Origin of the sequence: Paenibacillus silvae (assembly GCF_014639235.1) — a bacterium.
Lineage (GTDB): Bacteria > Bacillota > Bacilli > Paenibacillales > Paenibacillaceae > Paenibacillus > Paenibacillus silvae.
Map to the genome: position 1 here is coordinate 694,404 of NZ_BMFU01000004.1, position 21,564 is coordinate 715,967.

Below are 21,564 nucleotides of genomic sequence, written 5' to 3' on the forward strand. Positions count from 1 at the left end.
GCATTGTGAGTCAAGCGAGTGTCATTATGCCAACATATAACAAGGCAGAGTATCTAAAGCTAACGCTTGCTTCGTTTGCAAGTCAATCGGTTCAGGATTTTGAAATCATCATTATTGATGACGGCAGCACAGATGATACAAAGCAGGTTGTTGATAACTATAAAAACCTGTTAAATATTCGATATGTTTTTCAACAAAATAAGGGAAGATCCAGAGCAAGAAACACAGGTCTGCAGTTAGCTGAAGGGGATATTATCATTTTTAACGATGATGATCGCATTGTGCTACCGGATTATATCGCCAGCCACATCGACCAGCTTACGGAACAGGACGAAAGAACAGTCGTCATAGGCTGGAAAAAAAATATGTTATCTATCCTCAAGCCTCGCTTGCCCTTTAGTGCAGAGGATATGCTGGTGCTTGTTCGCCAGAATCCTGAGTTTGCAGCTATGGCAACGGATGTAAAACCGGGAGTATCTGTTCCTTTAATTACAGAAGAACATTTGAATCCATATCACAGTGAGCGGGTTGAACGATATACAACCGTGGACGGTTATGATAGTTTTCCTGAGATTTTCGCCGAATATGGAGAAGATCTGAAAGATTTTCAGCTTAAATGGGTTTTGGGTACAACCGCCAACATGTCGCTGTATCGTTCTTTTCTTCAGGAGATTGGCAGTTTTGATGAGCAATACAAAGGCTGGGGAATGGAAGACACGGATCTATCTTATCGTCTGTATAAAGCTGAAGGCTTCTTTCGCTTCTGTTCAAACCTGGTCAATTTGCATCAGTTTCATCCGAGAGGGAACGCATTCCAGGCAGAGAAGGATTTCAGAAGGAATTCTTTTTATTTTTGTAATAAGCATAAGAGTTTGGAGGCGTATCTGTTTTACCGATGGACTCATGAAGAAATCGAATTAAAGACTGCTAACAATATACTCCAACTAGCCAATCATGATGAATCTGTTGCGGAAGAGCTGACAAATCTGTATGCGAAAGGGTTTGCTTCCGGTAGGGAAGAGTTGTATGGCAATAAATAGCTAAACTTCTAATGAACAAAATACACTAGATAAAGGTGGTTCCGCTTATGATAAGAAAAGCTATTATTCCTGCAGCAGGTCTAGGTACACGTTTTCTTCCAGCCACAAAGGCCCAACCGAAGGAGATGCTTCCCATTGTAGATAAACCGACAATTCAATATATCGTGGAGGAAGCCATAGCCTCAGGGATCGAGGACATCATGATTGTAACCGGTAGAAATAAACGGGCTATAGAGGACCACTTTGATCGCTCTGTTGAACTGGAGCTCGCTCTTCAAAAAAAAGAAGAACTGCTTGAAATAGTTCAGGAAATTTCCAAAATGGCAGATATTCATTATATACGCCAGAAGGAGCCTCTCGGATTAGGACATGCCGTTTTGTGTGCCAGGAAGTTCGTTGGAAACGAGCCTTTTGCTGTACTGTTAGGGGACGATATTATTGATAGTGAAGTTCCATGTTTGAAGCAATTGATTCGAGTATATGAACAGGAACACAAATCTGTGGTGGGTGTACAACGAGTTGACTGGAATGAAACTCATAAATATGGAATTATCGAGCCGGGAGCTCAAAAATCAAATCAGAGTGAGGTGCTGGATTTAATTGAAAAACCTAAGGTCCAAGCGCCTTCTAATATTGCAATAATGGGACGTTATATACTAGATCCACAAGTATTCACTTATTTGGAACATACTTTACCTGGGGCTAATGGAGAAATACAATTGACAGATGCTTTGCGCGGAATCGCTCATAATCAAGGATTAATTGCTTTGCAGTTCCAAGGCAGCAGATACGATGTGGGTGACAAATTTGGTTTTCTTCAAGCAACTGTGGACTTTGCGTTAAAAAATAATGATTTGCAAGGAAGGTTCAGGGAATATCTCATCGAGCTTAGTCGAGAATTTTCAAGTATATCATCATAACAATTATTATTCTCTTTTGGGTTGACCTGAATGTCACATATGTGGCTACAGGTCAACCCATTTCTGTATATGCGTGAAATTCTCCTTATAACGTCTCTGTGTTATGATGGAGGACAGGATGCAGTGGAACATTAACGGTTTGGAGTGAAGAAGTATGCTCGTTGCAGAACGATATGAGAAAATTGTGGAATGGGTGGACGCGCAGGGAAGCATGCGTGTAACCGAGCTAAGTGAACGCTGCGGCGTAACGGAAGAGACGATTCGCCGTGATCTGGACAAGCTGGAGCAGGCGGGAAGGCTCAGGCGCTCACATGGCGGAGCGGTAAGTGTGAAGTACAAGGACGAGCTTCAGTCAGAGATTCCATATCCAGAACGTGCTGTTGCGCATGCAGAGGAGAAACGCCGGATTGCAGAGGAAGCGGTGAAGCTGGTGGAGCCCGGAGACCGAATAGCTCTGGATGCCAGCACAACGGCATGGTATATGGCGGCGGGACTGCCGAACATTCCGCTAACGGTACTGACCAACTCGATCAAGGTTGCGGCCGAGCTGAGCTCAAAGGAGCAGATTCGTGTTATTGCCACAGGCGGGCAGCTTGCGTCGAAATCGCTGTCTTTTGTCGGGCCGCTCGCCGAACGTTCATTGGATGCGTATCACGTAGATAAAGTGTTTTTGTCCTGCAAAGGTGTGCATCTGAGTAAAGGCATCAGCGAGTCAAATGAACTACAGGCTCTGGTGAAGCAGAAGATGATTCATATTGCAGATGAAGTGATTCTGCTGGCAGACTCGAGCAAGTTTAACATTCAGGCGTTCACCCGAGTGGCGGCGATGGAAAGTGTGCATAAGGTGATTACGGATCAAGGCGTACTGGAAGAGCATGTTGATGCACTGAATGAGCTTCATATTACGTGTATACGTGTGTAGCCTGAATGCTTTTGAAGAATGACAACGAATATGCGAAAGCTCAATATAGAAAGGATCGATAGCAATGAAACATCCGTTTCACTTGAAAGCCGTATGGAATGGCGGGCGTAACAGTGAGGGTACGATTGATGCAGGGGGGTTGAAAACGGTCATTTCCATCCCGCAGGAGATGGGCGGGCCGGGCACTGGAACCAATCCTGACGAAATGCTGCTGGGTGCAGCGTCAACCTGTTATCTGATTACTTTGGCTGCAATGCTGGAGCGTTCAGGCATTACCCCCGATGAGCTGACGCTGGAGTCGGAGGCTACGGTGGATGTAACAGATAACGTATTTACGTATGAACGAATTGTTCATCGGCCGCGGATTGTGCTGCCGCTGGAAGCATCCGAGTCCGATCAGAGCAAGGCAGAGCGTCTGGCGCACAAAGCGGAAGCCTCCTGTATGATATCCCGCGCTGTAGCAGGTAATGTGGTGATGGAAACGCAGCCTGTGATTATAACCACTGGTGCTGACGCAGTGTGATATAATGGGGGATAGGCGACAATATTCGTCATTTGTGCAAAATAAGGAGAAATTCAGGATGAAAAACCGGAAGCGCAAACCTAATCGACTGGCACGTTTGACTCGTGCGATGAAGCTGAATTTTCTCAAACTTTTACGTGCTCCGGGTGGTGCTCACAAGGTGTCTACCGGATTTGCCATAGGTTTCGGTCTTGAACTGATTGTGATCTCGACCGCATCCCTCATTTATCTTGTGTTTTATCCGATTGTGCGTTTGTCTGGAGGTTCCATGCCAGCAGCCATTGTGGGCAATGTCGTGGGCAAGCTGACGTTTCTGCCTATTGTTCTGATGCCGCTTGCGAAGCAGATTGGTTCATGGATTTTGCCAGCTCACAGTATGGGGCAGGGTCCTGTGCATGAGAGTGCATGGATGGAATTGTTTCGTGGTAACTGGTCAGCAGTAAGTGAACTGCTGCTGGGCGGGCTGGATATTTTGACGGGCATGAGTGTGTTTGGCCTGATTCTGGGCATCATTTCGTACTTCGTCGTTAAATTCTTCTATGTCAGAGCATTGCATCGGCGGCACGAACGCCGGGTGGAGAAGCGCCGCCAAGCAGCGAACGCTTCCGGTGCTGCCACAGCGCCTGTGCTGATCAGGAAAACATCACAATCATAATCGGCAGGATGAGCATGGATGCTGCGGTTGTCCACAGAATGCAGCGAGAGACAAACTGCGGGGATGCTCCGAACTGTTCAGCCAAAATAACCGCGTTCACTGCCGTTGGCATAGACGCCAGAATAAGCAGCACCGGGAACAAGGTTCCCTCGACGTGCAGTGCTTTCAGAATAAGCCAGGACAGGAGCGGTGCTGCCGCCAGCCGCACGACGAGTCCGGCCCAGAACGCCCGGCGAACGTTAGCCTGCCATGGCTCGCGGTCTCCTTTGGAACGCAGCATCTGCGCGCCCAGAATGGCAAGCACGATCGGTGCATAACCTGTGGCAACCATGGACACGCCACCATCCAGTGCCTCAGGTAAACTGATGCTGAAGGTTCTCAGCAGGATCGCAATCACAGCTGCATATATTGTGGGCATGCGGAATACGGACCCGATGGCCTTTTTGACCGTGAATTCCGATCTTGCCGCGAAGAAAATACCTACGGTATTTACGATAATCATCTGTCCAATAACATATACCGAAGCCTTGTCCAGTCCAAGCTTACCGAAGGCAAGCAGCACGAGCGGGAGCCCGTAATTGACACAGTTCGTAAATGTCGATACGAGGGTGAGGCCTGCTTTTTCCGGTGCACCCAGACCAAAAATCCGGCTCAGCAGCTCGGCAAGGGCCCAGAGGGCAATCAGATTAAGAATCGAGAACCAAAAGGTGCTGGTGACATCCGTCCATGTGATCTCTGCATGCAGCAAGGTATGGAAAATGAGCGCAGGACTCAAAATATAGAGTGAAAATGCCGATAGCGGCCGCGTATCCCAGGCTTTGAAATGTTTTAACAGCATTCCGCCTATGACAGGCAGGGATATGGGGAGAAATACATGGTAGAGCGTCACTACAAATGAGGTAAACAATCTGTTCAGTCCTTTCCGGTTGAAAAACCTATCTTATCATATCAGGAATTGCATTTCAGTTGAATGCCTGACTGTTGACACGTACGGAGAATACCCTTGTTTGGCGCTGGAAATAGACTGACTGAGGGCAGTGAGCACCGTGCCTCTGATTGCTATTTTGATATGACAGATTTATTATAGAAGAGGTGCAGCAAGACTACATACACATAAAGGAGGAAACTGTAATGAGTGAATCAAAACGTTTGCTTGTATTAGTGGGCTCTTATGCCGAAGCGGAAAATGAGGGCATTTACGCATATGAATTAAATGAGGACACAGGCAGTCTGGCGAAGCTGGACGGCATTGCAGGTGTGAAAAATCCGACATTTGTTAACGTGAACGCAGAAGCGAACAAGCTGTATGCGATTGGTGAAACGGCATCTGCCGAAGGCAATAAAATGTCAGAAGCGGTGGCGCTGAGCGTTGATCCTTCGACAGGCAAGCTGACGCTGCTGAATCGCAATGATTCCATCTCTGCTCCGCCTTGCCATATTCAACGGGACCCCTCCGGTAAATATTTGATCCTGTCCAGCTATCACGGCGGACTGGTAGGACTTCAGGAGCTGACGGACAACGGCGAGGTTGGTGCGCTTCTGGACGAAAAGAAACATGAAGGTCATGGCGCACATCCTGAACGTCAGGACAAGCCGCATGTGCACTCCGCATTTTTCAGCCCGGACGGCAAATATATGATGGTACAGGATCTGGGCGCAGATAAAATTGCGATCTATTCCATCGATGCAGCGAGTAACGAGCTTGTGCTGCACAATGAAACGAAGACACATCCAGGTGCAGGACCACGTCACTTGGCGTTCCACCCGAACGGTCAGTTTGCGTATGTGATCAATGAAGTGGATTCTTCGATCACATCCTACAAGTATGATGCGGCGGCGGGCACGTTGACAGAGATCTCTAACATTTCCACTCTGCCTGACGGTTATGATGGCGCGGAGAACACAACAGCAGAGATCACTGTTTCCAATGATGGTCGCTTTGTGTATGGTTCCAACCGTGGACATGACAGCATCGTGGTGTTCGCGGTAGATGCAGACAAAGGCCATCTGACCCTGGTGGAGCATGTCTCCGCAGAAGGACAGCACCCGCGTCATTTCGCTTTGACACCAAACGGTAAAATGCTGATCGCAGCCAACCGTGATACGAACAACATGGTCACATTCACTGTGGATCAAGAGAGCGGTCGTCTGAAATATACAGGTCACAGCACAGGTGTATCCAAGCCGGTATGTGTAAAGCCCGTTTATCTGTAATTTGAAACAGGTTTAAATTCAATAAAATCAATCTCTATACATTAGGCTTGTACAGGTATAGAGATGCAACGTGAACCCCGCCTTGAACATAGGCGGGGTTTTCTTTCTTCTAAAGGTTATCCGACTTGAGGTGATCAACAAGAAGATTACTGGATATTGTTCATCTGTGATTTGCAAGTCATCGTAAGAGACATAAAAGATTCATAAGTGATTCATAAGTAGGTCGGATGTAGTTTCGATGAAGCGCTCGGTTTAATCCTAAAAAATCATATGAAGTTCATTTAAGTTCATATAACAAGGTATTAATTTCATTGGTTTCTTCCACGTAACTACCTCACTTCAAAGTGCGTACTTCCTGAAAAGACTGCTGGGGTCTACAATTTAGTCATACTTGAACAACAAAGGAGAAAAAAATAATGAAATTGCAGCTCGCACTTGATTTGGTTAACATCCCTGATGGAATTGCACTGGTTAAAGAGGTTGAATCCTATATTGATATCGTCGAGATCGGTACACCGATCATTATTAACGAAGGGCTGCACGCTGTTAAGGCGATGAAAGAGGCCTATCCTAATCTGCAGGTGCTGGCGGACCTGAAAATTATGGACGCTGGTGGTTATGAGATTATGAAGGCAGCCGAGGCGGGTGCAGACCTCATCACCGTTCTGGGTGCAAGCAACGATATGACGATCAAAGGCGCAGTCGAGGAAGCAAAAAAACAAAACAAGGAAGTTCTCGTTGACATGATCAACGTTCCTAACCTGGAACAACGTGCACGTGAAGTTGACGCGCTGGGCGTAGACTACATCTGCGTTCATACGGGGTATGATCTGCAAGCGGTTGGACAAAGCCCGTTCGAAGACCTGCAAACGATCAAAGGTGCGGTAAAAAACGCAAAAACCGCAGTTGCTGGCGGTATTAAGCTGGACACATTGCCAGAAGTAATCAAAGCACAGCCTGATCTTGTTATTGTTGGCGGTGGTATTACTGGACAAGCGGATAAGGCAGCAGTGGCCTCTGAAATGCAGCGTCTTGTAAAACAAGGGTAAGCTCATGAGCAGCAGACAATACGCCGAAGTGATCCTCAAGGAATTGGGACGCACGTTAAGTCAGCTTGATGATACGGAAATGCAGACGTTGGCGGAGCAGCTGCTGGCGGCGAAGCGGATTTTTGTAGCCGGTGCAGGCCGTTCGGGTCTGATGGGCAAGGCATTTGCGATGCGATTGATGCAGATGGGACTTGAGGTGTACGTAGTAGGTGAGACGGTGACGCCAGGCATCAGTTCAGCGGATTTTCTGCTGTTATGCTCCGGTTCCGGAGAGACGGGCAGTCTGGCATCTATGGCCCAGAAAGCGAGTGGAGCGGGTGCATCCGTAGGTTTAATCACAATTAAGCCTGAGTCCACAATTGCCCGGTTGGCGCAGACGGTTGTTGTTGTTCCAGCTTCGGCCAAAGAGGATACAGCAGCAGCCGGAGGAGATGTGACGATGCAGCCGATGGGCTCTTTGTTTGAACAAAGTCTGCTGATCGGTATGGATGCCCTGATTCTCACCATCATGGAGATGAAAGGCATGACAGGTGCCGACATGTTCAGCAAACATGCCAATCTGGAATAGCTTTTAGAAAGAAACCCCTGACTGAGATGAGGCTATAAAAATAAGAAGCAGGTCGTGATCTTTGCTGATGCAAAGGTTGCGGCCTTTTCTGGTGAGAAGGGGGGCCTCGCTTTTCATTACGAAGCTGCTATAGTACAATAAATGATTAGACATGAAGTAATAAAGATGAAGTAATAAAGATGCTGTACAGCGGGCGTGCGGAAAGCAGGCTTGGAATTCAGCATGGTTTAAATCTGAATTATTTCAGAATTACTATAGAGGTATCCGTTTAAGAGAATAAAGGGGGCTTGGATGATGGCATCTGAGGTCAAGGAACGTATTAATCTGAAAGAAATCAACTGTGAGAAGGAACTGACGCTGGCGGTGATTGGCGGCAAGTGGAAGCTCATTATTTTGTGGCATCTGGGTCTTGAGGGCACGAAGCGATTCAGTGAGCTGAAACGTCTGATTCCCCATATTACACAGAAGATGCTGACCAATCAGCTGCGTGAGCTGGAGGAGGACAAACTGGTGGAGCGCAAGGTGTATGCCGAGGTTCCACCGCGAGTGGAATATTCCCTGACGGATCATGGGGAGAGTCTGATGCCCGTACTGCACGCCATGTATAACTGGGGCAAAAACTATGGAGAGAATGTGATTTGGAAAGACCTTTAAAAGAAGGATTTAACCCAATGTCATGAAGGGACTTAACTCTTTGTCATGAAAAGAATTAATAAATGTCATGAAGGGGGTTAACCTAGTGTCGTGGAAAGATCTATTTAAATTTCACGAAAAGTTTTAACCAAACGTCAGGGAACTGGACACGTCCAGTGCTTGGCGTTTTTTTATCTTTTTAGAGGGAATGAAAAGAAACGGTTGGTTGGAATCTGAAAGCATAGCCGTTTAATAATTATCAAAAGTCCTTTCATAATCTCGTCCATGAATTGCCGCCACGTTATTGTGATACGTTGCTGACCCCGCTAACGAATCCAGGAAACGTTATTTACACAATTTAGACCCTCCTGAAATTCTAACGATTTCACGAGACGCTATTTGGCCAAAATGACGTCATTCCCGCCACTTTTGCATGGTTTCCAGCGAAATAGCGTTCCTACAAATCGTTAGATTTTCAAACGACCCAATTTGCACGGAATAAGGCTTCTGGGAATCGTTAGCGGCCTGAGCGAGTCACATCACCTGATATCGGCGGGCTTGAGATGGCTCACATCCACCTAACTGCTCTGATGCTCAGCCGTGCGGCCAAGCCTACATGCTTTTTACCAAACTGACTGCTCTTTCCTGCCAAACTGGCTGACAACCAACGAACAACAAATGCTGTTGGTTAGTTCGATTGAACGCAGCTGAAGCAAGCCGACTAATCCAGCTTGATCTTCTATTAACGAACCCGGCTCGACCTTCTACAAACGAACTCAGCTCACTTCTGTATAAGATGAACGATTCATTTTCACGTAACGGAGAGGAGGAGAGGACAAAAAAACTAAAAAACTGAGCGGACACCTGAAAGGTTTCTGTAAGAAAGCTACATTTAAAGCATAGCATGCGCTTATCACCGGATCTTCCCCTGTGGAAAAAGAATTGAAAAATACCGGGGATAACAGCTACTCTCCAGGTTGTTCTATCATCGGAGTGATGCCGTAAAAACCTCAGAGTGGATTGTATAAGATCTCGGAGTGGATCGTGTAAAATTTTTAGTTCAACTCTTATAGCCGGGATTGATTTGTACTTGTAAACCAAAAGACTCATTCTCAGTTCATGTCATGTATAGATAAGCAGAGTATGATACGATGAGAGATATTGGAAAAGTTTGAAAGAAGAAGCTTATGATTTTAAGTATGATGTGAAGAAGTATGGTGGAATGTTGAGAAAAAGTATGGAGGAATGTTAAAGAAGAAGTATGATGGACTGTTGAGAAAAAGTATGATGGATTGTTGAAGAAGAAGTATGTAAGGAATGTTGAAAGAGTATGAAAGCATGTTGAGGAGGATTATGTTATAGATTTCAAGAAGAAAAACGATGAAGGATGAAGAACGAAGGAGCAAGCTGATGATGAATATAGGGAAGGAGACAGTGAAAATGGTGAAAATACGTACACGTGCCGAGGTTATGGAGGAAGCTACCTGGGATCTGCGAGACTTGTTTGCAACAGATGCGGAATGGGAGCAGGAGCTCATGTCCCTGCCTGAGGCTGCTGCTCATATCGAGACATTCCAGGGTTCATTGGGTCAAGGTGCACAGCAACTGCTCGCTTGTCTGGAAGCTCGTGAAGTTCTGCAGGAGCGGATTGGCAAAGCTGCTGCCTATGCCCGTTTGAAGCAATCGGAGGACAGCATCAACCCGGCAAACATTGTGAATGCTGCCAAAGCAGGAGATATTGTGTCCAGTCTGTCTTCAAGTCTGTCCTTTATCTCTTCCGAGATTGTCTCGCTGCCGGACGGTACGATCGAGCGGTATGTAGAGGAGCTCCCGGCTCTGGAGCCGTACAAGCGCAGCCTGGAGCGATTGATTGCGGAAAAAGCACATCGCCTTTCACCGGAAACGGAGAAGGTGCTTGCTTCACTCAGCGAGGTCTTGGATTCACCATATCGAATCTATCAGCGCGGTAAGCTGGCAGATATGACGTTTGAGGAAGCGCTCAATGGTGAGCATGAATCCCGTCCGCTATCCTGGTCTTTATACGAAAATAATTATGAGATGTCAGCAGATACAGAGCTGCGTCGATCGGCTTATGCTGCATTCAGCGAATCATTGAATAGCTATAAAAACACATTTGCCGAAGGATACGCCGCCGAAGTGAAGAAACAAGTGGTGTTATCCCGGCTGCGCGGATATGACGACGTAACGGATATGCTGCTTGCTCCGCAGCAAGTGAGCAGGGAGATGTACAATAACGTGCTTGATATTATTCAAAAGGAGCTTGCTCCGCATATGCGCAGACTGGCTGCGCTGAAAAAGCGTGAGCTTGGACTCGACAAGCTGATGTTCTGTGATCTCAAGGCTCCGCTTGATCCCGAATTCAGTCCGGCCATTACATATGATGAGGCCTGCACGCTGATTCGTGAAGCTTTGGAAGTGCTCGGTTCCGAGTATGGAGAGATTGTAGAACGGGCCTTTACTGAACGTTGGGTGGATTACGCGGAAAATGCAGGCAAATCTACGGGAGCATTCTGTTCCTCCATTTATGGTGCACACTCTTACATTTTGATCTCTTGGGCGAATAACATGCGCGGGGCGTTTACGCTGGCCCATGAGGTTGGGCATGCAGGTCATTTCATGCTGGCTGGCAAGTATCAACGACTGATAAATACACGTCCATCTCTTTATTTTATAGAAGCGCCTTCGACGATGAACGAGATGCTGCTGGCAGATCACCTGCTCAAGCGTTCCGATAACCCGAGAATGCGGCGTTGGGTCATTTTACAATTGCTTAATACGTATTATCACAATTTCGTTACCCATCTGCTCGAAGGTGAGCTGCAGCGCAGGGTGTACGCACTTGCCACCGAGGATACACCCATCACGGCGAAGACGTTAAGTGAGCTGAAAGGTGCAGTCCTCTCGGAGTTCTGGGGTCCTGAACTCATTGTTGACGAAGGAGCCAAGCTCACCTGGATGAGACAGCCGCATTATTATATGGGTCTGTATCCGTATACATATGCAGCCGGTTTAACCGCGTCAACAGCAGCTGCCCAGAAGATCAGGGAGGAAGGTCAGCCTGCGGTAGAGCGCTGGCTTGAAGCACTGAAAGCTGGCGGCAGCCTGGAGCCGCTGGAGCTGATGAAGCTGGCAGGGGTGGACATGTCACAGCCTGAGCCGATTCGCACAGCTGTTGCTTATGTTGGCACACTTGTTAACGAACTTGAACGTCTGTATTCGTAATCCGGCTCATATAGTATAAGGACAAGGCAGAGCGGGTTATCTGCATGCACTGTTCTCTGAGCGGGGATTGGTGAACTGTAATTTTGCAGATGGAAAGGAACGATGTATTATGGCGGTGACGGACTTATTCTCATCCTTGGGCCGATTGAGTATAGATGGCTTCGGAGGTTTTGATGATATGAGTGGTGTACCGGGATTTGAGGGCAATCAGAGCGGCTTTTTTTCGGGCTTTAATGAATTTGGAGCCATGGGTGCATTTGTTCAAATTGTTATCGCCATTGTGTTTCTGGTGGTAGCGGGCGGCATCGTTTATGCTATTTTTTCCGGTGTTCGCACTTGGTCCTCCAACAATGCGGCTACGGTGCTGACACTGCATTCCAGAGTGGTGACCAAACGAACCGAGGTTAGTGGGGGAAGCGGAGACAGCAGCGCTACAACGAGGTACTATGCAACCTTTGAGTTTGATAACGGGGAGCGGGTGGAGCTGAATGTTGGCGGGCAGATGTACGGTATGCTTGTGGAGCAGGATCGTGGCATGCTGACGTATCAGGGCACCCGCTTCAAACATTTTGAACGGGATATCCAGCCGCAGTCCGGGCAAACCGAAACCAGAAGTGGGCAGTTTTATATGTAGAAGCATGCAGCGGCTCCTCCCCAACAGGGAGCGGGCCGTTTTGTTGTGGGAGCAGAAAAGCGAATTCATGGGTATTCAAACGCTTACAATGATGATATACTCAGAAAATAAAACTAAACAGTATTAAACAAACATAAACAAACAATTTTCGAGGTATAAGTAAAGAGTTACGGGCGTTGATGCTTGAAACTATAACGTGCCGAAAAGGTGGGAAAAGCATTGAGTGTACTTGCTTATGATTTGGGTGCAGGCAGCGGCAGGGCCATACTCGGGCATTTGAACGATCGAGGCATGGAAACCCGCGAAATTCATCGTTTCAAAAATGAACCGGTGAAGGTTGGCGAGCGTATGCATTGGGATATTTTGCGGCTGCATCATGAAGTGCTTCAGGGATTGACGCTTGTAAAACAGCACGGTGAAGTGCCTGAAAGTTTGGGAATCGACTCCTGGGGTGTGGATTTTGGTTTGCTGGGCAGCGGCGGCGAACTGCTTGGCAACCCCTATCATTATCGTGATATACAGTTTAATGGCATGATGGATCAGATTTGTCAGGAAGTATCGGCAAAACGTATTTTTGAACGTACAGGCATACAGTTTCTGCCGTTTAACACCTTATATCAGCTGGCAGTGCTGAAACGGAGTGCGTCTCCGCTGCTGCGTGAGGCTGAGCGTTTTCTGATGATTCCTGATCTGCTGCGTTATTTCCTCACTGGAGAAGCGGTGAATGAGTTCACCAATGCTACCACTACCCAGCTCTACAATCCGATGCTTGCCGAGTGGGACGGGGAATTGCTTGACCATATTGGTGTCTCCAGGCAATGCTTCGGTGAAGTTGTAATGCCGGGTACTTCGGTTGGACAGCTGCGCAGCAGCATACGCCATGAACTGGGTCTTGCATCCATTCCTGTCATTGCAGTAGCAGAGCATGATACCGGCTCCGCTGTCGTGGCGGTTCCGGCGACGGAACGAGCGTTTGCTTACCTTAGCTGCGGAACATGGTCACTGATGGGCACCGAACTGAATCAGCCTGCGATAAGTGCCGAGAGTCTTGCGCTGAACTTTACCAATGAGGGTGGAGCGGGAGGCACGTATCGCCTGCTCAAAAATATTATGGGGCTCTGGATTTTGCAGGAAAGCATGCGTCAGTGGGAGCGCGAAGGAAAAGGCATCAGTTATGCAGCTTTGCTGGCGAAGGCAGAGGCAACGCCTCCGTTTGCGAGCTTGTTTGACCCGGATGATGATCTGTTTCTGCCCGCAGGAGATATGACGGAGCGCATTCGTCAGTATTGCCGCAACACGGGGCAGGTGGTACCCGAGGATCAAGGTAGTATAGCTCGTGCCATCCTGGAGAGTCTTGCGCTCAAATACCGCAGAGTACTGGAATGGACAGAACAGCTGTCAGGTCAGTCCTTCCATGGTTTACACATGGTGGGCGGAGGCATTCAGAACCAGCTGCTGTGCCAGTGGACGGCAAACTCGATCGGCAAGCCGGTATGGGCCGGGCCAGCGGAGGGGAGTGCCATCGGCAATATGGCCGTGCAATGGATGGCGAGTGGGGCATTCAAGGATATATGGGAAGCACGCCGCGTCATTCGCGATTCATTTCCGGTAGCGGAATATGAGCCACAGGACAGATCCGTATGGGCGGAAGCTTATGAGCGATTTATGCGAATCACGGCTGCCGCATCCCCTGTATCACCAGATTCAGACAGCGGGAGCGAGGTGTAGAGATGCTGGCGGCAGAGCGATATGACCGAATTGTGGAACTTGTGAATATCAAGGGCAGCATGCGTGTATCAGAGCTCAGCGAGCGCTGCAGTGTAACGGAAGAAACCATTCGCAGGGATCTGGACCGGCTGGAGCAGGCCGGGCGACTGCGCAGGTCACACGGAGGCGCCGTCAGTGTGAAGGAGGATCAGCCGGAGATTCCTTATCGAATTCGGGAAACGACACATGCGCTGGAGAAAAAACGGATTGCAGATGCAGCCTTGGCCTTCATTGCAGCGGGAGATCGTATTTTGCTGGATGCCAGCACGACGGCAGGGTACATGGCAGCCAATATGCCGGATATACCGCTGACGGTGCTGACCAATTCCATTCAAGTCGCTACGGAGCTGAGCAGCCGGGACAACATCGAGGTCATCTCCACTGGAGGACAATTGGCGGCTCGCTCTTTATCCTTTGTTGGCCCGCTGGCAGAGCGTTCACTGGAAACCTACCATGTTGACAAACTGTTCTTGTCCTGCAAGGGGGTTCATGTGGAGAGCGGCGTCATCAGTGAATCAAGTGAACTCCAGGCCAGATTGAAACAGAAGATGGTGGGAATCGCGGATCAGGTGATTCTGCTGGCGGATGCAAGCAAGTTTGGTATTCGGGCTTTCGCACGTGTAACGGGACTGGAGGCGGTGCACACCATCATTACGGATCAGCCTTTGAGTGAAGAGCAGAAGTCCTTGTGTAGTGCCTATCATCTGGAGGTCCATACGGTGTAACGGAAACAGGATGCGGCTGGCTTGATTCGGACATTCGTTGATGTCAATAAAGCAATGAGCGGCTGCTTTTCAGTATAAGCGGCATGAACAATATATTGGTTAAGTCGGAGGTGGGATGATGAAGGTTTCGAAGCAAGAGAAGATGAAGGTTTCCTTGTTTATAACCTGTCTCAGCGATGCCATCTATCCCCAAGTGGGAGAGGCGATGGTTCGTTTGCTGGCGGCCTACGGTGTTCAATTGGAATTTCCGCAGGTGCAGACCTGCTGTGGGCAGCCCTCCTATAACAGTGGATACTGGGATGAGACAAGAACAGCGGCCAAAACCATACTGGAAGCGTTTGATGACAGTGATTTTGTTGTCTGTCCATCAGGCTCATGCACTTATATGATTCACCATTATCCCGAGCTGTTTGCAGAGGAGCCGATCTGGCTGGAAAAAGCGAAACGGCTTCAGGACAAGGCGTATGAATTTACGCAGTTTCTTGTGCAGGTGCTGGGCATTACCGATATCGGAGCTTCCTTTCCCCATAAAGTAACATACCATCCTTCTTGTCATGGCAGTCGTCTGCTCGGCGTGAAGGATGAACCGCTCGCCTTGCTTGCCAATGTCAGGGGACTGGAATTGGTTCCACTGCCTCACGCTGAAGATTGCTGCGGATTCGGAGGTACGTTTGCTATTAAAATGTCTGATATCTCGGGAGCGATGGTAACGGAGAAGGTGGACCATGTTAAAGAAACACAAGCGGAGGTGCTCGTCGGACTGGATATGGCCTGTCTGATGAATATTGCGGGCAATCTCAGGCATAGAAATGAACCTGTGCGCGTGATGCATCTGGCTGAGTTGTTATATGAAGGGGTGCAGACAAGATGAGCCAACCTGGCGTTATGGCTGAAACGGTCAAATCCCGAGCGGAATTGGCGCTGAATGATGATTTTCTTCGCAAAGCCGTGAAGTTTACAACAGAACGTTTGCGTAACGGCAAGAAAGCCGCTTCGGAAGAGCATGGCAACTGGGAAGAGTGGCGGGAGCGAGGACGCCAGATTCGGCTGCATACGATCGCACATCTCGATTATTACTTGAATGAATTTGTGAACAACGCACGTGCGAACGGTGTGCATATTCATTTTGCAGACACTTCTGCAGAAGCGGCGGCCATTGCGCTGGATATTGCCGAGCACAAGCAGGCTTCAAGCGTGGTCAAATCCAAATCCATGGTTTCCGAGGAAGTGCATCTTAACCATGTGCTGGAGGAGGCTGGCATTGAAGCGATCGAAACTGATCTTGGCGAATATATCATTCAGCTTGCGGGTGAAGCCCCGTCTCATATCGTTATTCCAGCCATTCACAAAAACCGGTATCAGATCGCAGAGCTATTGTCCAAAGAAGCCGGTGAAGTGCTGGAGCCGGATACAACCGTGCTTGCCGGGTTTGTTCGCAAGAAGCTGCGCGAGAAATTTCTGGAGGCCGACATCGGCTTGACGGGCTGCAATTTTGCTATAGCTGAGACGGGCTCGATGGTTTTATTTGAAAATGAAGGCAATGCCCGCATGGTATCTACCGTTCCCCGGACTCAGATTACACTTATGGGCATGGAACGGATTATCCCGTCCTGGGCAGACCTGGAGGTGATGGCTACTCTGCTGCCACGTTCGGCTACCGGACAAAAGCTTACGATGTACATGTCCGGCATTACAGGTCCTCGCCGCACGGCAGATGGAGACGGACCTGACGAGATGCACATCATTATCGTGGACAACGGCCGTTCGCTGCAGCTTGGTGATCCCGAGTTCCAGGAGCTGCTGAATTGTATACGCTGCGGAGCCTGTCTTAATGCCTGTCCAGTGTATCGCCATATTGGCGGCCATGCCTACGGCGGGACCTACAGCGGACCTATTGGGGCAGTGCTGACCCCGGCATTAAACGGCAACATTGATGAATGGAATGATATCGCGAGTGCATCCAGTCTGTGCGGGGCCTGTTATGAAGCGTGCCCTGTCAAAATTCCACTGCATGACATGCTCGTCTATTTGCGCAGGCGCAAGGTGGAGGACGGCCATGGAAACAAGCTGGAAACGATGGGCATGAAGGGCTTCGCTGCTGTAGCGGCGAACTCCAAACGTTTCGCTGCTGCGATCCGGCTGGGACAGCTGGGACAGAAGGCTGTGGTGCGGAACGGGGGCATTACGTTAAAGCTTGGGCCGCTGAAAGGCTGGAACACCTACAGAGTGGCTCCAAGTCTGGCGAAAAAGTCCTTCCGGCAGCAGTGGAGCAAGCTGGAGCAGGAACTGAGTCAGCAGCCTACGGTTATGGATTCCGCTGTACATGAGCGAATGCAGCAGATCATCCGCGAGCGCGGTGAAGGGGGCGGGAAGCATGGAAAGTGAGCATCGGCAATGGCTGGAAGCCATGGAGGTAAAATCAAAGCGCAGGCAGGAGCAGTTCATGGAGGACATCGCTGCTAAGTTAAGAAGACCCAGACAGCGCAGCGCACCAGCTCATGCTTTTCGAGGGGCCCCGGACTTCTGGAACGAGCTGGAATGGGATTTGGAGAAGCGAATTCAGGCGTTTACAGATAACTTTGTCAGTGTGGGTGCCCATATCGCGAGGGTTCAGAGCATGGACGAGGTTGCACAATTTATCACCAATAAAACACATGAATTAAGTGCCAGATATCTGATTCGTCAGAATGAGCAGGCACTGACCGCTCTGGGACTGGAGGAAAAGCTTTCGCATGTACAGGTCTCTGTCTGGAACAGTGAGCCTGGTGTGAACTGGAGAGCACGGGCGGCAGAAGCGGATATTGGTGTAGTGATGGCTGATTATGCCACAGCCTATACAGGCTCGGTTACCGTGCTTTCTTCCCCGGAGAAAGGCCGCTCCGTCAGCTTGCTGCCAACGGTGCTGATTTTGATCATTCCGGTCGAGAGGCTGCACACCAGATTGGGTGAGACACTGGATCGCTTTGACGAGGCGGGAAGAGAGCAGCTGCCTGCGGGCATTCACTTTATATCCGGTCCCAGCCGTTCCTCCGATATCGAAAATGATCTGACCATCGGAGTTCACGGCCCCGGAATTGTTTACGGTCTAATTGTAGGCTAGCAGGGCTGAGTAGCATATAAATGTTGAATTTCATGACTGTCCCGATGGCGTTTTATCGCCATGGACAGTTTTTGCATTTTTTTACATATATCAAAACGAGCCTCAGGACCTACGACTTTGGTGGAGTTGAAGATTGAAACGGTAGATGCTATTGTAAAGATACATAAAGAGAAACGCCCATTTTTTTTACTCGAAAATGACTGGATTACGAATTTGGTCAATCGGTACTGTCAGTAATATTTTAGAAATACGATTGATCATGCATCAAGTAAAATGGGAGTCACCATGCTATAAGCCGAAGGGGAAATGCACGCAAGGTTGCTATGTCGCAGCACTCATCATTTACATTTTTTGATAAAAAGAAGGAGTGAGAGTTATGCCATCCGTTTCTGTGCCTCAACCCAAAAAGTACGGTCCACTGGGTAATCTGCCCCATCTGGATCTGGAGAAGCCAACGCAATCTCTGGTCAAATTAGCAGAAGAATATGGTCCTATTTTTCGAATGGAGTATGCAGGGCGAAGTGAGCTGTACATTTCAAGCGAGAAGTATGTAGCCGAAGCCTCGGATGAATCCAGATTTGATAAAAGAGTATGGGCACCGCTTGCCAAGGTACGTGCTTTTGCAGGAGATGGGCTGTTCACGAGCCGTACAGATGAACCTAACTGGAAAAAAGCGCATAATGTGCTGCTCCCCAGCTTTAGCCAGCGGGCAATGCAGGGTTATCATACGAAAATGGTGGACCTTGCTGTGCAGCTTGTCCAGAAGTGGGCAAGACTGAATCCGGATGAGACGGTCAATGTGCCTGAGGACATGACTCGGCTTACGCTGGATACGATCGGTTTGTGCGGATTCAATTATCGTTTTAACAGTTTTTATCGGGAAGAGCCACATCCCTTTATTGGAAGCATGGTCCGTGCGCTTGATGAATCGATGAGCTCGCTGCAGCGTTTGCCTTTGCAGGATAAGCTGATGTTCGCCAAAAAGAAGCAATTTAAACAGGACATTCGCTCTATGTTCGAACTGGTGGATCACATCATTGCAGAGCGCAAGGCGCATCCGCAGGAAGATGCAGACGATCTGCTATCCCACATGCTCAGTGGTAAAGACCCGGAAACCGGGGAAACGCTGGATGATGAGAACATCCGTTATCAGATCATTACGTTTCTGATTGCAGGACATGAGACGACAAGCGGTTTGTTATCCTTTGCGGTATATTATTTGATGAAAAATCCCGATAAGCTGGCAAAGGCTCAGGCCGAAGCGGATCGGATTCTGAAAGATCCGGTTCCAACCTATAATCAGGTTCGGCAGTTAAAGTATGTGCGTATGGTGCTGAATGAAGCGCTGCGTCTGTGGCCAACAGCCCCGGCATTTTCTCTGTATGCGAAGGAAGATACAGTGCTCGGAGGTCAATATCCGCTGCAGAAGGGCGACAGCGTTAACGTGTTGATCCCCAGATTGCACCGGGACAAGGAAGCCTGGGGGCACGATGTGGAGGAATTCCGGCCTGAGCGCTTCGAAGACCCGAGTAAAGTACCGCATAACGCCTACAAGCCGTTTGGCAACGGACAGCGTGCATGTATCGGACAGCAGTTTGCCCTTCAGGAAGCAGCGCTTGTGCTGGGCATGGTACTGAAGCATTTTGATTTCATTGACCACATGAATTATCAGCTCGATGTCAAGGAATCTTTGACGCTTAAACCGGATCATTTCATCATTCGTGTGCGCGCTCGTGGAGGGCAGCCAGTGATGGCTGTGCCTGGTGGCGGTGGTGCGGTGCAAGAATCGACTTCAGCAGCCAAAAAGAGTGAAATGCAGGTTGTGTACTCACACGATACACCCTTGCTTGTATTGTACGGGTCCAATCTGGGTACGGCGGAAGGCATTGCTCGTGAAATCGCTGATACTGCCACGTACCAGGGCTTCCGCAGCGAAGTGGCTGCCCTGGATGAACGGGTAGGCACACTTCCAAAAGAAGGGGCTGTCGTTATTGTCAGTGCATCGTATAATGGTCAGCCGCCGAGCAATGCGAAAAAGTTTGTAGAATGGATCGAACAGGCGGATAGCGACGCCTTTAAGGGTGTGAAGTATACAGTGCTGGGTTGTGGTGACCATAACTGGGCCAGCACGTATCAGCGCATTCCACGTCTGATTGATGAGCATCTGTCCTCACGCGGGGCGAAGCGGCTTTCCTCCCTTGGTGAATCGGATGCCAGTGGTGATTTCGAGAAGCAGGTGGAGGATTGGACCGAACAATTATGGCCAGACCTTGCGCGTACGCTGGAGCTGAAGCTGAATACCCGGTCCAATAATGAACGCAGCTCCCTGTCCGTGCAATTTGTTACCGGGATGGCTGTTACGCCACTGGTAGATACGTATAATGCTCATACAGCTTCCATCGTGGAGAACAGAGAGCTTCATGACGAGGGCAGCGAACGCAGTACAAGACATCTTGAGATTCAGCTGCCGGAGGGCATCACATACAAGGAAGGGGATCATCTGGGCATACTGCCGAAAAATTCACCTGAGCTTGTGGAACGTGTACTTCGCCGCTATGGTTTTACGGGCGCGGAACATCTGGTACTGGATGCATCAGGCCGAAGTGCAGCTCATCTTCCGTTACAGCAGCCAGTGAATCTGTACGATCTGCTCAGTCATAGCGTGGAGCTGCAGGAAGCAGCAACGCGCGCACAACTGCGAGAGCTTGCCGCCTACACTGTTTGTCCTCCGCACAAGAAGGAGCTTGAAGCGCTGCTGGATGAATCGTTGTATATGGAGAAAGTACGTAACAAACGTATATCCATGCTTGATTTTTTGGAAAAGTATGAAGCCTGTGAATTGCCGTTTGAACGTTTTCTTGAATTGCTGCCTTCATTAAAGGCCAGATATTATTCCATCTCCAGTTCACCGCAGGTACAGTCGACGCAGGCGAGTATCACGGTAAGTGTAGTGCAAGCACCTGCATGGAACGGTAAAGGCATCTATAAAGGCGTAGCATCCAATTATCTGGCGGGTTTGGAGGCTGGTGATGAGGTTGTGATGTTTGTCCGCACCCCTGAATCCGGCTTCCAGCTGCCAGAACGCTCAGAGGTACCGATTATTATGGTAGGTCCTGGAACCGGCGTGGCGCCATTCCGTGGTTTCCTGCAGGCCAGATATGTAATGAAGCAGCATGGGCAGAAGATTGGCGAGGCTCATCTCTACTTTGGCTGCCGCAATCCTGAACATGATTACCTGTACAAAAACGAGCTCGAAGCTGCAGAGCAAGAGGGACTTGTCCAGCTTCATACGGCATTCTCCCGCATTGACGGGCAAGAGAAGTGTTATGTACAGCATCGAATGAAGCAGGATGCTCAACTGTTGATCCCTTTGCTGGAGAGCGGTGCACACCTCTATATCTGTGGAGATGGCAGCCATATGGCTCCTGATGTGGAAGCAACACTCAAGCAAGCTTATGCCGATGTTCGAGGCAAAACTTCTGAAGAGGCACAGGTCTGGTTTGAGCAGCTGGAGGAGCAGGGCCGTTATGCCAAGGATGTGTGGGCAGGCAACTGAGCGGAGATACGGGTG

Annotated in this window: 18 protein-coding genes; 17 read left to right on the forward strand and 1 reads right to left on the reverse strand. The window is 49.0% G+C overall.

Annotated elements, in window-relative coordinates; genetic code table 11:
• Positions 1 to 5 precede the first annotated feature (5 nt).
• The 5 genes from IEW26_RS17565 to IEW26_RS17585 all read left to right on the forward strand — a co-directional run bounded on the left by IEW26_RS17565 (position 6) and on the right by IEW26_RS17585 (position 4,060).
• On the forward strand, positions 6 to 1,040 hold the full coding sequence (locus tag IEW26_RS17565; protein ID WP_188593263.1) for a glycosyltransferase family 2 protein: 1,035 nt from the start codon (positions 6 to 8) through the stop codon (positions 1,038 to 1,040).
• 47 nt (positions 1,041 to 1,087) lie between these two features.
• Entirely contained in the window at positions 1,088 to 1,960 is an 873-nt protein-coding gene (gene galU / locus IEW26_RS17570) for a UTP--glucose-1-phosphate uridylyltransferase GalU (RefSeq protein WP_188593264.1), read from the forward strand.
• Between the two features lie 154 nt (positions 1,961 to 2,114).
• Complete coding sequence (locus tag IEW26_RS17575; protein ID WP_111269400.1) at positions 2,115 to 2,882, forward strand: DeoR/GlpR family DNA-binding transcription regulator; 768 nt, start codon at positions 2,115 to 2,117, stop codon at positions 2,880 to 2,882.
• 64 nt (positions 2,883 to 2,946) lie between these two features.
• The gene (locus IEW26_RS17580) at positions 2,947 to 3,405 is read left to right on the forward strand and encodes an OsmC family protein (protein ID WP_188593265.1); all 459 of its coding nucleotides are present in this window, start codon (positions 2,947 to 2,949) and stop codon (positions 3,403 to 3,405) included.
• A gap of 58 nt (positions 3,406 to 3,463) precedes the next feature.
• Positions 3,464 to 4,060 (forward strand): DUF2062 domain-containing protein, encoded by a 597-nt coding sequence (locus IEW26_RS17585; RefSeq protein ID WP_145402616.1) that lies wholly within the window; start codon positions 3,464 to 3,466, stop codon positions 4,058 to 4,060.
• Here IEW26_RS17585 and IEW26_RS17590 read toward each other — a convergent pair.
• On the reverse strand, positions 4,038 to 4,967 hold the full coding sequence (locus IEW26_RS17590) for an AEC family transporter (RefSeq protein WP_188593266.1): 930 nt from the start codon (positions 4,965 to 4,967) through the stop codon (positions 4,038 to 4,040). The two genes, IEW26_RS17585 and IEW26_RS17590, sit on opposite strands and share 23 nt — an antisense overlap.
• Positions 4,968 to 5,191: 224 nt before the next feature.
• Between IEW26_RS17590 and IEW26_RS17595 the strand changes: the two genes are divergently transcribed.
• The 12 genes from IEW26_RS17595 to IEW26_RS17650 all read left to right on the forward strand — a co-directional run bounded on the left by IEW26_RS17595 (position 5,192) and on the right by IEW26_RS17650 (position 21,549).
• Positions 5,192 to 6,274: a lactonase family protein gene (locus tag IEW26_RS17595; protein WP_188593267.1), complete on the forward strand. Its 1,083-nt coding sequence runs from the start codon at positions 5,192 to 5,194 to the stop codon at positions 6,272 to 6,274.
• Between the two features lie 416 nt (positions 6,275 to 6,690).
• Entirely contained in the window at positions 6,691 to 7,323 is a 633-nt protein-coding gene (hxlA, locus tag IEW26_RS17600; RefSeq protein ID WP_111269405.1) for a 3-hexulose-6-phosphate synthase, read from the forward strand.
• Between the two features lie 4 nt (positions 7,324 to 7,327).
• Positions 7,328 to 7,891, forward strand: a complete 564-nt coding sequence (hxlB, locus tag IEW26_RS17605; protein WP_145402612.1) for a 6-phospho-3-hexuloisomerase — start codon at positions 7,328 to 7,330, stop codon at positions 7,889 to 7,891.
• 294 nt (positions 7,892 to 8,185) lie between these two features.
• Complete coding sequence (locus IEW26_RS17610; protein WP_145403742.1) at positions 8,186 to 8,545, forward strand: winged helix-turn-helix transcriptional regulator; 360 nt, start codon at positions 8,186 to 8,188, stop codon at positions 8,543 to 8,545.
• A gap of 1,419 nt (positions 8,546 to 9,964) precedes the next feature.
• The gene (pepF, locus tag IEW26_RS17615; protein WP_188593268.1) at positions 9,965 to 11,767 is read left to right on the forward strand and encodes an oligoendopeptidase F; all 1,803 of its coding nucleotides are present in this window, start codon (positions 9,965 to 9,967) and stop codon (positions 11,765 to 11,767) included.
• A gap of 109 nt (positions 11,768 to 11,876) precedes the next feature.
• Positions 11,877 to 12,401 (forward strand): DUF2500 domain-containing protein, encoded by a 525-nt coding sequence (locus tag IEW26_RS17620; RefSeq protein WP_229729904.1) that lies wholly within the window; start codon positions 11,877 to 11,879, stop codon positions 12,399 to 12,401.
• 219 nt (positions 12,402 to 12,620) lie between these two features.
• The gene (locus tag IEW26_RS17625; RefSeq protein ID WP_188593269.1) at positions 12,621 to 14,129 is read left to right on the forward strand and encodes a rhamnulokinase; all 1,509 of its coding nucleotides are present in this window, start codon (positions 12,621 to 12,623) and stop codon (positions 14,127 to 14,129) included.
• Positions 14,130 to 14,131: 2 nt separating this feature from the next.
• A complete protein-coding gene (locus IEW26_RS17630; RefSeq protein WP_188593270.1) occupies positions 14,132 to 14,893 on the forward strand; it encodes a DeoR/GlpR family DNA-binding transcription regulator in 762 nt (253 codons plus the stop codon).
• Between the two features lie 142 nt (positions 14,894 to 15,035).
• On the forward strand, positions 15,036 to 15,764 hold the full coding sequence (locus tag IEW26_RS17635) for a (Fe-S)-binding protein (protein WP_188593327.1): 729 nt from the start codon (positions 15,036 to 15,038) through the stop codon (positions 15,762 to 15,764).
• The gene (locus tag IEW26_RS17640; RefSeq protein WP_111270817.1) at positions 15,761 to 17,278 is read left to right on the forward strand and encodes a LutB/LldF family L-lactate oxidation iron-sulfur protein; all 1,518 of its coding nucleotides are present in this window, start codon (positions 15,761 to 15,763) and stop codon (positions 17,276 to 17,278) included. Before IEW26_RS17635 ends, IEW26_RS17640 begins: the two co-directional genes overlap by 4 nt.
• Positions 17,268 to 17,993, forward strand: coding sequence for a LutC/YkgG family protein (locus tag IEW26_RS17645; RefSeq protein ID WP_188593271.1), 726 nt, complete (start codon positions 17,268 to 17,270; stop codon positions 17,991 to 17,993). The genes IEW26_RS17640 and IEW26_RS17645 overlap by 11 nt, the downstream gene beginning before the upstream one ends.
• Positions 17,994 to 18,369: 376 nt before the next feature.
• Entirely contained in the window at positions 18,370 to 21,549 is a 3,180-nt protein-coding gene (locus IEW26_RS17650) for a bifunctional cytochrome P450/NADPH--P450 reductase (RefSeq protein ID WP_188593272.1), read from the forward strand.
• The last annotated feature ends 15 nt before the right edge of the window (positions 21,550 to 21,564 follow it).